This is a genomic window from Pantoea sp. Pa-EAmG, from assembly GCF_030024295.1.
GTDB lineage: Bacteria > Pseudomonadota > Gammaproteobacteria > Enterobacterales > Enterobacteriaceae > Pantoea > Pantoea dispersa.
Map to the genome: position 1 here is coordinate 1 of NZ_JASEWO010000144.1, position 12,188 is coordinate 12,188.

Here is a 12,188-nt window from a genome sequence, read left to right on the forward strand (position 1 = left end):
ATATCGGTGTAAACCTGACCAGCACGCAATTCGCAAAAGATCGCGATCAGGTGGTAAAACGCGCGCGCGAAGCAGGCGTCACCGGCCTGTTAATCACCGGCACCAATGCCCTGGAGAGCCAGCAGGCGCGTCAGCTGGCGACCCGGCACGCGGGCTACTGCTGGTCGACCGCCGGCGTGCACCCGCATCATGCCAGCGAGTGGTCGGAGGAAACCGCCAGTACGCTGCGCCGCCTGGCTGACAGCGAGCAGGTGGTGGCGATTGGTGAATGCGGACTCGACTTCAACCGTAATCTTTCCGCGCACGAGCAGCAGGAGTACGCGTTTGATGCGCAGCTCCAGCTGGCGGCGGAACTGCAGCTGCCGGTGTTTTTACACTGTCGTGAGGCGCATGAACGTTTTCTGGCGGTGCTGCAGCCGTGGCTGCCGAAACTGGTGGGCGCGGTGGTGCACTGTTTTACCGGCACGCGTGACGAGCTGGAAGCCTGCCTGGCGCTGGGTTTATCGGTGGGCATTACCGGCTGGGTGTGCGATGAACGGCGCGGAATGGCACTGCGTGACATGCTGCCGCTGATTCCGGCAGATCGTCTGCTGCTGGAGACCGACGCGCCCTATCTGCTGCCGCGCGATATGCGTCCGCGTCCGACCTCGCGCCGTAACGAACCCTGCTTTCTGCCGCATATCGTTCAGCAGGTGGCGCACTGGCGTGGTGAACAGCCAGACGCACTGGCGGCACGCGTCGACCACAACGCACGTCAGCTATTCAGGCTGGCTTAAACCTTACGGAACTGCTTGTTGTCCACGCTGCGCATCACCTGTTTATTCAGCAGGTTAAGCAGCAGGATTGAGCGGGTTTCACCATCGGGCTCGGCAAAAATAGCGCGCAGCCCTTCAAAGGTGCCGTCGGTGATCAGCACTTCATCACCGACCTGCGGCGTTTCCGGATCCAGCAGGATCTGCGGCGCATCAGTTTGCAGCGCTTCGATCACTTCATACGGCACCGTCGCGGGCATGGCACCAAAGCGCACAAAGTGGCTGACGCCGCGCGTGCTGCTGATGGTGGTGGTGTGAATCGCTTCCGGATCGAATTCGATAAACAGATAGTTGGGAAACAGCGGCTCACTCACGGTGGTGCGTTTGCCGCGCACAATCTTCTCCAGAGCGATCATCGGGCTGAGGCAATTCACCTCCTGCCGCTCAAGATGCTCCTTCGCGCGCAACAGCTGACCACGTTTGCAATAGAGTAAGTACCAGGATTCCATAACTGCTCCCAAATAATGGACGCTAAGAATAACAAACCTGTTGTCAGAGTTATAGCGCATCGGCGGCCGGAAACCCGGTCACACAAGAAAAATCTTTACGAATTTTCCGATTGGTGCGGCGAACTAACGCTTTTCAGCAAGAAAATTGACGTCTGGCGATCATCTGTATCAGACTGCCAACCCATTAGACGAAGAAAAAGGACGGGCTGATGGAACTGTTTTTACTGAGTAATGGCAAAGTGGCCGACGATGCGCCGCTGCTGAGCTATGCGCATCCGCAGCTGCACGCGATGATTGCCCAGCGCGGTATCACCTCGGCGGTGCTGGTGCCCTACGCCATTATTCGTGACGATCACGCCCAGCGTGCGCAGGCGTTGTCTCAGTCACTGGGCATTCCGGTGCGCACGGTACACGAGTTCGAGACACCGGTTGCGGCCATTGAGCAGGCGGAGCTGATTCTGGTGAGCGGCGGCAATACCTGGCTGCTGAACCAGATGCTGCACGAGCAGGGGCTGATCGTGGCAATTCAGCGCGCAGTGCGCGAGCGCGACGTCCCTTACGTTGGCTGGAGCGCGGGCTGCAACGTGGCGACGCCGTCGATTCGCACCACCAATGATATGCCGGTACGCAGCAGCGTGGTGCTGCCTGCGCTGGGGCTGTTCCCGGTGCAAATCAATCCTCACTATCTTGATGCGCACGTCAGCGGCCATATGGGCGAAACCCGTGATGAGCGTCTGGCCGAGTTCTGCGCGGTGAATCCGCAGGAGTCGGTGATTGCGCTGCGTGAAGCCAGCTTCCTGCACGTCAGTGAGAACCGTCTGCGCTACTACAGCGCGCGCGGTGAAGATTTCAAAGTGTTCCGTCACGGTGAAGCGATTGCCGCTTATCACGATGTGCTGGCCCTGCAGTCGCTGGTGCCGTTTTCCTGTCAGCCCGCCTGACGCAGAAACTCAAACACGCTGGCGTGAACAAACTTATAATGACGCTTCACTCTGGCCGGAAGACTAACGCCGCATGAAATATCAGGATTTACGAGACTTTCTCGCGCTGCTGGAACAGCGCGGCGAGTTAAAGCGCATCACTCAGGAGATCGATCCTGTCCTCGAGATGACCGAAATCGCCGACCGCACGCTGCGGGCCGGTGGCCCGGCGCTGCTGTTCGAAAACCCGAAGGGCTACAGCATGCCGGTGCTGTGCAACCTGTTTGGCACGCCGAAGCGCGTGGCAATGGGTATGGGCCAGGAAGAGGTCAGCGCGCTGCGCGAAGTGGGTAAGCTGCTGGCGTTTCTGAAAGAGCCGGAGCCGCCGAAGGGGTTCCGCGATCTGTTCGATAAGATGCCGCAGTTCAAACAGGTGCTGAACATGCCGACCAAACGGCTGCGTAATGCGCCGTGTCAGGAAGAGATTTTCAGCGGTGACGAGGTCGACCTGGCGCGCATCCCGGTCATGAAATGCTGGCCGGGCGATGCGGCCCCACTGATCACCTGGGGTTTAACCGTCTCGCGCGGACCGCATAAAGAGCGGCAGAACCTCGGCATTTATCGTCAGCAGGTGATTGGTAAAAATCGGGTGATCATGCGCTGGCTGTCGCATCGCGGTGGCGCGCTGGATTTCCAGGAGTGGTGCAAAGCGCATCCCGGTGAACGCTTCCCGGTGGCGGTGGCGCTGGGCGCCGATCCGGCCACCATTCTTGGTGCGGTGACGCCGGTGCCGGATACGCTATCGGAATATGCGTTTGCCGGTCTGCTGCGCGGCAACAAAACCGAGGTGGTGAAGTGCGTCTCGAACGATCTGGAAGTGCCGGCCAGCGCCGAAATCGTGCTGGAAGGCTACATCGAACCGGGCGACATGGCGCCGGAAGGGCCGTACGGCGATCACACCGGCTACTACAATGAAGTAGACAGCTTCCCGGTGTTTACCGTGACGCACGTGACCCAGCGGCGCAACCCGATTTACCACTCCACCTACACCGGCCGTCCGCCGGATGAGCCCGCGGTACTGGGCGTGGCGCTGAACGAAGTGCTGGTGCCGATTCTGATCAAACAGTTCCCGGAGATTGTGGATTTCTATCTGCCGCCGGAAGGCTGCTCTTATCGCCTCGCGGTAGTGACGATTAAAAAACAGTATGCCGGTCACGCCAAGCGCGTGATGTTCGGCGTGTGGTCGTTCCTGCGCCAGTTTATGTACACCAAGTTTGTGATTGTGTGTGACGATGACGTCAACGCGCGTGACTGGAACGACGTGATTTGGGCCATCACCACGCGGATGGATCCGGCGCGCGATACGGTACTGGTAGAAAACACGCCAATTGACTATCTCGACTTCGCTTCGCCGGTTTCCGGACTTGGCTCGAAGATGGGACTGGATGCCACCAACAAGTGGCCGGGTGAAACCCAGCGTGAATGGGGGACGCCGATTGTGAAAGATCCTGCGGTTACGGCGCGTATTGATGCAATCTGGGATGAGTTAGCGATCTTTGCCGAGCCGCCGCAGCGCTGATGGCGGCTGAGAACCATAAAAAAGGGCACCTATGACGACGTTAAGCTGCAAAGTGACTTCGGTTGAAGCAATTACGGACACGGTTTACCGCGTGCGGTTAATTCCGGCGGCGGATTTTAGCTTCCGCGCCGGCCAGTATCTGATGGTGGTGATGGATGAGCGCGACAAGCGCCCGTTTTCGCTGGCATCGACGCCAATGGAAAAGGACATCATTGAGCTGCACATTGGTGCCTCAGAGCTGAACCTGTACGCCATGGCGGTGATGGATCGCATCAAAAATGATCGGCAGATCACCGTAGATATGCCGCACGGCGACGCCTGGCTGCGTGAAGACAGCGCGCGGCCGATTGTGCTGATTGCCGGCGGCACCGGCTTCTCCTATGCGCGTTCGATTCTGCTGACCGCGCTGGCGCAGCAGCCGGATCGCGATATCGCTATCTACTGGGGCGGCCGCGAGCTGAGACATCTGTACGATCTGGATGAGCTCAATGCGCTGGCGGTGAAGCATCCGAACCTGAAAGTGATTCCGGTGGTGGAGCAGCCAGCGGAGGACTGGCAGGGGCGCAGCGGCACGGTGCTGACCGCGGTGATGCAGGATTATGCCAGCCTGAGCGGACACGATATCTATATTGCTGGCCGGTTTGAGATGGCAAAAATTGCCCGCGAGCGCTTCTGTGCCGAACGTGGTGCGTTAGAAGCGCAGATGTATGGCGATGCGTTTGCCTTTATCTGATGTGTGACACGGTGCGCATCGACGTGCCGCTGCAAAAAAAAGCCCGCCCGGTTGGGCGGGAACACGTGCAAGTGTAGTGGTCAACGTATTAAACCCGTTCGAATACCGTCGCGATGCCCTGGCCTAAGCCAATGCACATGGTTGCCAGACCAAACTGTGCATCGCGACGCTCCATCAGATTCAGCAACGTGGTGCTGATACGCGCGCCGGAACATCCCAGCGGATGCCCGAGTGCGATTGCGCCGCCGTTAAGGTTCACTTTCTCATCCAGCTGCTCCAGCAGCCCTAAATCTTTCAGGCACGGCAGCGTCTGCGCGGCGAAGGCTTCGTTGAGTTCGAACAGATCGATATCCTGCACGCTCAGCCCGGCGCGCTTCAGCGCCAGCTTACTGGCCGGTACCGGACCGTAACCCATGATCGACGGATCGCAGCCAACCACCGCCATGCTGCGGATGCGTGCGCGCGGCGACAGCCCCAGTTCGCGCGCGCGGCTTTCGCTCATGATCAGCATGGCGGCCGCGCCGTCGGACAGCGCCGACGAACTGCCGGCGGTAACCGTGCCGTTGACCGGATCGAACGCCGGACGCAGCGCGGCTAAGTCTTCAAGGCTGGTGTCTTCGCGAATCACTTCATCGCTGTCATAGCGTTTCAGCACGCCATCGGCATCGTGGCCGTAGGTCGGCACGATTTCGCGTTTGAAATCACCGCGCTGAGTGGCGGCCGCAGCGCGCTGGTGTGAACGCAGCGCGAAGGCATCCTGCTGTTCACGGCTGATGTGGTGCATGCGCGCCAGCATCTCGGCGGTCAGCCCCATCATGCCCGCCGCTTTCGCCACGGTGCGCCCCAGGCCGGGATGAAAATCCACGCCGTGGTTCATCGGTACGTGGCCCATATGTTCCACGCCGCCAATCAGACAGCTGTGGGCATCGCCGACCATAATCGCGCGCGCCGCATCGTGCAGCGCCTGCATGGACGAGCCGCACAGGCGATTGACGGTGCTGGCCGGCACGCGATGCGGGATCTCCGCCAGCAGCGCGGCGTTGCGGGCGATATTAAAGCCCTGTTCCAGCGTCTGCTGCACGCAGCCCCAGATAATGTCATCCAGCGCGGCGGCATCGACGGCCGGATTGCGGCTGAGGAGTTCGCGCATCAGATGGGCGGAGAGATCCTCGGCGCGCACCTGGCGAAAGGCGCCGCCTTTGGAACGGCCCATCGGCGTGCGCACGGCATCAACAATCACTACGTTTTCCATGTTCATTACCTCAGGCAGTTTGCAGCGCCGCTGCGTCAATCGGTTGGGCGACGGGATACCAGCTCTGATGCTGGTGGGCTTTCTGAACCAGCAACTCAGGCAGCGCGTACAGCGGGCCGAGCGCGAGGTAGCGTTTAGCCTGATCGACGACATTGCTGATGCCCAGCGTGTCCATATAGCGGAACGCGCCACCGCGGAACGGCGGGAAGCCTAAGCCATACACCAGCGCCATATCCGCCTCGGCGGGCGAAGCAATGATGTTTTCTTCGAGGCAGCGCACCACTTCGTTGAGCATCGGCAGCATCATGCGGTTGGCGATCTCTTCATCGCTGAATACCCGCTTCGCTTCACATACCGGCTCCAGCAGCGCATCGACCTCCACATCGGCGCGCTTCTGCGCTTTGCCTTTTTTGTCCTGCTCCCAGCGGTAAAAGCCCTGGCCATTTTTCTGGCCGTAGCGTTTGGCTTCAAACAGCACATCAATGGCATCGCGGTAATCTTTCTGCATCCGCGACGGGAAGCCCTGCGCCATCACCTGTTGTGCATGATGCGCGGTATCAATGCCCACCACGTCCAGCAGCCACGCCGGCCCCATTGGCCAGCCAAACTGCTTCTCCATCACTTTATCGATCTGGCGGAAGTCCGCGCCGTCGCGCAGTAGCAGGCTGAAGGCGGCAAAGTAGGGGAACAGCACGCGGTTCACAAAGAAGCCGGGGCAGTCATTCACCACAATCGGTGTTTTGCCCATCTTGCTGGCCCACGCCACCACTTTGCTGATGGTGGCTTCAGAGGTTTGCGTACCGCGAATCACTTCGACCAGCGGCATACGCGGCACCGGATTAAAGAAGTGCATGCCGCAGAAATTTTGCGGACGCTGCAGTGCCTGCGCCAGCTGGCTGATTGGAATGGTGGAGGTATTCGAGGCCAGCACGGCATCATCCCGCAGCTGCTGCTCGGTTTCAGCCAGCACTTTAGCTTTGATTTGCGGGTTCTCGACCACCGCTTCGACCACCACATCGGCGCGATCAAAGCCGCTGTAATCCAGCGTCGGCTGAATGCTCGCCAGCACGCTCGCCAGCTTCGTGCCGTCGATTTTGCCGCGCTCCAGCTGCTTGTTAAGCAGCTTGCTGGCTTCATTCATGCCCAGCGTCAGCGCCTGCGGATTAATATCTTTCATCTTCACCGGCACGCCTTTCCAGGCCGACTGCCAGGCGATCCCGCCGCCCATGATGCCTGCGCCGAGTACCGCCGCCTGCTCTGGCGTGCCGGCCGCGCTGCTGTGTTTTTTCGCCAGGCCTTTTACGTACTGGTCATTGAGGAAGATGCCGACCAGCGCGCGTGCCACATCACTCTGCGCCAGCGGCACAAAAGCAGCGGTTTCCAGCTTCAGCGCATCATCACGACCTAAGCCCGCTGCCGCTTCGATGGTTCGCACCGCGGCGATCGGCGCCGGATAGTGTTTACCGGCGGTTTGCTGCACCATGCTTTTGGCGAGGGTAAAACTCATCGCAGCTTCAATCGGACTCAGCTTAAGCGGTGCCAGCTTCGGCGCACGACGCGCCTGCCAGCTGCCCTGGGCTATGGCATCCTGCAGCATGGTCAGCGCCGCGCTGCGCAGCTTCTCGCCGCTGACCACCGCATCCACCAGACCGAGCTTCAGCGCGCTCGCGCCATCAATATCTTTACCGGCGGCGATGATCTCCAGCGCGCTGTCGGCACCGAGCAGGCGCGGCAGACGTACGCTGCCGCCGAAGCCCGGCATAATGCCGAGTTTGGTTTCCGGCAGGCCAATGCGCGCGGTGGGCGTGGCCACGCGGAAGTCGGTCGCCAGCACACACTCGCAGCCCCCGCCCAGCGCGTAGCCGTCGATGGCGGCGATGGTTGGCACCGGCAAATCTTCCAGACGATTAAAGATGCTGTTGGCGAATGTCAGCCACTGGCTAAGCTGCTCAGCGGGCGCATCAAACAGCGACAGGAATTCTGTGATATCCGCCCCGACAATAAACGCCGGTTTGGCGGAAGAGAGCAGCAGGCCGCGCAGCGTGCTTTGCTGCTCCAGTACGCTCAGCGCCTCGCCTAAGGCGGCGACGGTTTTGGTATCAAGTTTGTTCACCGAACCGGGCGCATCAAAAACCAGCTCGGCGATGCCATCGTCAAGCCAGTGCACTGAAAGGGTATCGCCTTGGTAGAGCATGTCCGTCTCCTGAAACGCGAAAGGTGATCTGGTCATACCAGATGATCAGGAGTGTGGGTGTCATGTTAATTTTTTGCAAACGAGAGTTTGCTTATTTGATACGGCGATCACAGCGCGCGCAGCACGGCATCCCCCGCGCGGCTGTGCTACACTGCCGCCACTTTCGCGACATCGGAGACAAGTCCATGGATTCACTGAAAACCCTGTATCACGCGCATATCTCAACGCTGCAGCAGCGTGCGCAACAGGTGCTGGCGCGCTTTAAGCTGGACGCCATGCTGATTCATTCAGGCGAGTTGCTGACCGTATTTCTTGACGATCATGACTATCCGTTTAAGGTGAATCCCCAGTTTAAAGCCTGGGTGCCAGTGACCCAGGTGCCCAACTGCTGGCTGTGGATCGATGGCGTGAATAAACCCAAACTGTGGTTCTACTCGCCGGTCGATTACTGGCACAACGTCGAGCCACTGCCTGACAGCTTCTGGACCCAGGATGTCGAGGTCATCGGCCTGAAAAACGCTGACGATATCGCTCAGCTGTTGCCGGCACAGCGCGACAATGTAGCCTATATCGGGCCGGTACCGTCCCGCGCCACCCAGCTGGGCATCCGCAGCGAGGGGATCAATCCTCAGGGCGTGATCGACTTCCTGCACTATCATCGCAGCATCAAAACCGATTACGAGCTGGCCTGTATGCGTGAAGCGCAGAAGCTGGCGGTAGCGGGCCATCGCGCAGCGAAAGAGGCGTTCTTCTCCGGCATGAGCGAGTTTGATATCAATCTTGCCTATCTGACCGCCACCGGCCACCGTGACATTGATGTACCGTATGGCAATATCATCGCGCTGAATGAACATGCTGCGGTGCTGCACTACACCCGGCTTGACCATCAGCCGCCGGCGAAACGTCACAGCTTCCTGATAGATGCCGGCGCAGAGTATCTTGGCTATGCGGCAGACCTGACGCGCAGTTACGCGGCGCAGAGCAAAACGCGCTACGCGGAAATGGTTGCTGCGATGAATAAAGAAGAGCTGGCGCTGATCGCCACGCTGAAAGCTGGCGTGCGCTATACCGATTACCATCTGCAAATGCATCAGCGCATCGCGCGTCTGCTGCTGAAGTTTGAACTGGTGCAGGGGCTGAGCGAAGAGACGCTGGTGGCGGAAAATCTCACCGGGCCGTTTATGCCGCACGGCCTCGGCCATCCGCTCGGCCTGCAGGTGCACGACGTTGCCGGGTTTATGCAGGACGACAGCGGCACGCATCTGGCGGCGCCATCGCAATATCCTTATCTGCGCTGTACACGGGTGCTGCAGCCGGGCATGGTGCTGACCATTGAACCGGGCTTCTATATTATCGATTCACTGCTGGCGCCGCTGCGCAGCGGTAAGTTCAGTCAGCACTTTGACTGGCAGGCGATTGATGCCCTGAAGCCGTACGGGGGCATTCGTATCGAGGATAATGTGGTGATTCACGCCAGCCGCATCGAAAACATGACGCGTGACTTGCATCTGGCCTGATGGACGCTTACGACATTCCCGCTGAGGCCGTCAGTCTCAGCGAGGAGACCATCAAAAAGAGCCGCTTTATTACCCTGCTGGCGCATACCGATGGGGTGGCCGCTGCGCGCGCCTTTGTGCAGCAGGTAAAGCACGAACACCCGACCGCGCGGCATCACTGCTGGGCCTGGGTGGCGGGCGCGCCCGATGATTCACAACAGCTGGGGTTTTCTGACGATGGCGAACCCTCCGGCACGGCCGGTAAGCCGATGCTGGCGCAGCTGATGGGCAGCGGCGTGGGCGAGATCACCGCCGTGGTGGTGCGCTATTATGGCGGTATCATGCTGGGCACCGGCGGGCTGGTGAAAGCCTACGGTGGCGGCGTGCAGCAGGGGCTGAAGCTGCTGGCGCGCCAGCGTAAAGTGCCGATGCAATGTTTCACCCTGCAGTGTGACTATGCGCAACTGAGCGATATAGAGCGCCTGCTGCAGCGTTTTGACGGCAGCATTGAACAGAGCCATTATCAGGATCGCATTACGCTACGTCTGGCGTTGCCCCATCCGCAGATTGATGGCTTCAGGCAAAACCTTTCTGATTACAGCCGGGGCGCTTTGGCGCTGATCCCGCTGGACAACTAACCGCATCTGTTTAAAGGAAACGGCTGAATGCATTTTCGCGCCATTACCCGCATCGTGGGCCTGCTGGTGATTCTGTTCTCTGTAACCATGATCCTGCCTGGCTTAGTGGCCCTGATTTATCGCGACGGTGCCGGGCGCGCGTTCAGTCAGACGTTTATGATGGCGATTGTCATCGGTTCGCTGCTGTGGTGGCCCAACCGCAAACAAAAAAGTGAGCTGAAACCGCGTGAAGGCTTTCTGATTGTAGTGCTGTTCTGGACCGTGCTGGGCAGCGTGGGGGCAATGCCGTTTATCTTCGCCGAGCAGCCACATCTGTCGGTGACCGACGCCTTCTTCGAATCCTTCTCTGGCTTAACCACCACCGGTGCCACCACGTTAGTAGGGCTCGACTCGCTGCCCAAAGCGATTCTGTTCTATCGTCAGATGCTGCAGTGGCTCGGCGGTATGGGGATCATCGTGCTGGCGGTGGCCATTCTGCCGATTCTCGGCGTCGGCGGTATGCAGCTGTACCGCGCCGAGATGCCGGGACCGCTGAAAGATAACAAAATGCGCCCGCGCATTGCCGAAACGGCGAAAACCCTGTGGCTGATTTATGTGCTGCTAACGGTGGCCTGTGCGCTGGCGCTGTGGCTGGCGGGCATGCCGATGTTTGATGCCATCGGTCACAGCTTCTCGACCATCGCCATCGGCGGTTTTTCTACCCATGATGCCAGCATCGGCTACTTCAATAGCCCGACCATTAATACCATCGTGGCGATTTTCCTGCTGATCTCCGGCTGTAACTACGGCCTGCACTTCTCATTGCTCAGCGGGCGAAACCTGAAAGTCTACTGGCGCGACCCGGAATTCCGCATGTTCATTGGCGTGCAGCTGACGCTGGTGCTGATTTGTACCCTGGTGCTGTGGTTCCATAATGTCTATTCCAGCGGCTGGCAAACCCTCAATCAGGCGTTTTTCCAGGTGGTATCGATGGCGACGACGGCGGGCTTTACCACCGACAGTATTGCGCGCTGGCCGCTGTTCCTGCCGGTGCTGCTGCTGTGTTCAGCCTTTATCGGCGGTATGGCGGGTTCGACCGGCGGTGGCCTGAAGGTGATTCGCATTCTGCTGCTGTGCAAGCAGGGGTCGCGCGAACTGAAACGCCTGGTGCATCCCAATGCGGTCTATACCATTAAGCTGGGCAACCGTGCGCTGCCGGAACGTATTCTCGAAGCGGTGTGGGGCTTTTTCTCGGCTTACGCGCTGGTGTTTCTGGTCAGCATGCTGGCGATTATCGCCACCGGCGTGGATGACTTCTCGGCCTTCGCCGCGGTGGCGGCGACGCTGAATAACCTTGGCCCGGGGCTGGGTGTGGTGGCAGATAACTTCACGTCGATGAATGATGTCGCCAAGTGGATTTTAATCTCCACCATGCTGTTTGGACGCCTTGAAGTGTTCACGCTGCTGGTGCTGTTCACGCCCACCTTCTGGCGCGAATAATAAAACAGGAATGAGTGATGAAAGCGTTAATTCTTTATTCCAGCCGTGACGGGCAAACCCGTGAAATCGCGGCGCGTATTGCCCGCACGCTGACACCGCAGCAGCTGTGCGATGTGCTGGATCTGGCGCAGGCACCGCAGGTGGAGTGGGCACAGTATGATCGCGTTCTGATTGGTGCCTCGATTCGCTATGGTCACTTCCAGCCCGAGCTGATGAAATTCGTCACGCAACATAAGGCGGCACTGCAGCAGCGCGTCAGCGGCTTTTTCAGCGTCAATCTCACTGCGCGTAAAGCCGATAAGTGCACGCCGGAAACCAATGCCTATACGCGTAAGTTCCTGGCGCAGTCACCGTGGCAACCGGATCGCTGTGCGGTGTTTGCCGGTGCGCTGCGCTATCCACGCTATCGCTGGTTCGATCGCATCATGATTCAGTTCATTATGCGTATGACCGGCGGCGAAACGGATACATCGAAGGAAGTTGAATACACCGACTGGGAGAAAGTTACGCGTTTTGCCCAGGATTTCGCACAGTTACCAGGCAAATTGCCGCAAAATAACGCGTAGTGGTGAAATTTAGGCCGAACGATCATTTTTTTGCAATAAACCCTTGTCAGCCAGAATTAACTCCCTATAA

Annotated in this window: 11 protein-coding genes; 8 read left to right on the forward strand and 3 right to left on the reverse strand. The window is 59.2% G+C overall.

The genetic code is table 11. The features are described 5' to 3' along the window. Positions 1-2: 2 nt before the first annotated feature. Entirely contained in the window at positions 3-776 is a 774-nt protein-coding gene (gene tatD / locus QMM04_RS16960; protein ID WP_282996582.1) for a 3'-5' ssDNA/RNA exonuclease TatD, read from the forward strand. Here the strand turns inward: tatD and rfaH are convergent. After that, a complete protein-coding gene (gene rfaH / locus QMM04_RS16965; RefSeq protein WP_031279607.1) occupies positions 773-1,261 on the reverse strand; it encodes a transcription/translation regulatory transformer protein RfaH in 489 nt (162 codons plus the stop codon). The genes tatD and rfaH overlap by 4 nt on opposite strands. A 209-nt stretch (positions 1,262-1,470) precedes the next feature. Here rfaH and pepE point away from each other — a divergent pair, with 209 nt between their 5' ends. The 3 genes from pepE (at position 1,471) to fre (ending at position 4,493) form a co-directional block, all read left to right on the forward strand. Next, the gene (pepE, locus tag QMM04_RS16970; RefSeq protein ID WP_058758126.1) at positions 1,471-2,202 is read left to right on the forward strand and encodes a dipeptidase PepE; all 732 of its coding nucleotides are present in this window, start codon (positions 1,471-1,473) and stop codon (positions 2,200-2,202) included. A 73-nt stretch (positions 2,203-2,275) separates the two neighbouring features. After that, on the forward strand, positions 2,276-3,760 hold the full coding sequence (gene ubiD, locus QMM04_RS16975) for a 4-hydroxy-3-polyprenylbenzoate decarboxylase (RefSeq protein ID WP_021506941.1): 1,485 nt from the start codon (positions 2,276-2,278) through the stop codon (positions 3,758-3,760). A gap of 31 nt (positions 3,761-3,791) precedes the next feature. Further along, the gene (gene fre / locus QMM04_RS16980; RefSeq protein ID WP_021506940.1) at positions 3,792-4,493 is read left to right on the forward strand and encodes an NAD(P)H-flavin reductase; all 702 of its coding nucleotides are present in this window, start codon (positions 3,792-3,794) and stop codon (positions 4,491-4,493) included. An 88-nt stretch (positions 4,494-4,581) separates the two neighbouring features. Here fre and fadA read toward each other — a convergent pair whose 3' ends face one another. Further along, entirely contained in the window at positions 4,582-5,745 is a 1,164-nt protein-coding gene (gene fadA, locus QMM04_RS16985; protein WP_282996583.1) for an acetyl-CoA C-acyltransferase FadA, read from the reverse strand. A gap of 10 nt (positions 5,746-5,755) precedes the next feature. Then, entirely contained in the window at positions 5,756-7,939 is a 2,184-nt protein-coding gene (fadB, locus tag QMM04_RS16990) for a fatty acid oxidation complex subunit alpha FadB (protein WP_282996584.1), read from the reverse strand. A 185-nt stretch (positions 7,940-8,124) separates the two neighbouring features. Between fadB and pepQ the strand changes: the two genes are divergently transcribed. Genes pepQ through hemG form a run of 4 tightly spaced genes read left to right on the forward strand, consistent with a single transcriptional unit; the run spans position 8,125 to position 12,118 of the window. Continuing rightward, positions 8,125-9,456 carry a Xaa-Pro dipeptidase gene (gene pepQ / locus QMM04_RS16995; RefSeq protein WP_058758128.1) on the forward strand — a complete coding sequence of 444 codons (1,332 nt, stop codon included), beginning with the start codon at positions 8,125-8,127 and terminating at the stop codon, positions 9,454-9,456. Further along, positions 9,456-10,073 (forward strand): IMPACT family protein, encoded by a 618-nt coding sequence (locus QMM04_RS17000; RefSeq protein ID WP_058758129.1) that lies wholly within the window; start codon positions 9,456-9,458, stop codon positions 10,071-10,073. The genes pepQ and QMM04_RS17000 overlap by 1 nt, the downstream gene beginning before the upstream one ends. Before the next feature lie 27 nt (positions 10,074-10,100). Then, positions 10,101-11,552, forward strand: a complete 1,452-nt coding sequence (gene trkH / locus QMM04_RS17005) for a Trk system potassium transporter TrkH (protein WP_021506935.1) — start codon at positions 10,101-10,103, stop codon at positions 11,550-11,552. 17 nt (positions 11,553-11,569) lie between these two features. Further along, entirely contained in the window at positions 11,570-12,118 is a 549-nt protein-coding gene (gene hemG / locus QMM04_RS17010) for a menaquinone-dependent protoporphyrinogen IX dehydrogenase (RefSeq protein WP_058781596.1), read from the forward strand. Positions 12,119-12,188 lie beyond the last annotated feature (70 nt).

What these genes read in the sequence shown, in the direction of transcription:
- rfaH (WP_031279607.1), bottom strand. Translation starts at nt 1,261, where the DNA reads ATGGAATCCTGGTACTTACTCTATTGCAAACGTGGTCAGCTGTTGCGC.
- hemG (WP_058781596.1), top strand. Translation starts at nt 11,570, where the DNA reads ATGAAAGCGTTAATTCTTTATTCCAGCCGTGACGGGCAAACCCGTGAA.
- fadA (WP_282996583.1), bottom strand. Translation starts at nt 5,745, where the DNA reads ATGGAAAACGTAGTGATTGTTGATGCCGTGCGCACGCCGATGGGCCGT.
- ubiD (WP_021506941.1), top strand. Translation starts at nt 2,276, where the DNA reads ATGAAATATCAGGATTTACGAGACTTTCTCGCGCTGCTGGAACAGCGC.
- trkH (WP_021506935.1), top strand. Translation starts at nt 10,101, where the DNA reads ATGCATTTTCGCGCCATTACCCGCATCGTGGGCCTGCTGGTGATTCTG.
- pepQ (WP_058758128.1), top strand. Translation starts at nt 8,125, where the DNA reads ATGGATTCACTGAAAACCCTGTATCACGCGCATATCTCAACGCTGCAG.
- fadB (WP_282996584.1), bottom strand. Translation starts at nt 7,939, where the DNA reads ATGCTCTACCAAGGCGATACCCTTTCAGTGCACTGGCTTGACGATGGC.
- fre (WP_021506940.1), top strand. Translation starts at nt 3,792, where the DNA reads ATGACGACGTTAAGCTGCAAAGTGACTTCGGTTGAAGCAATTACGGAC.
- QMM04_RS17000 (WP_058758129.1), top strand. Translation starts at nt 9,456, where the DNA reads ATGGACGCTTACGACATTCCCGCTGAGGCCGTCAGTCTCAGCGAGGAG.
- pepE (WP_058758126.1), top strand. Translation starts at nt 1,471, where the DNA reads ATGGAACTGTTTTTACTGAGTAATGGCAAAGTGGCCGACGATGCGCCG.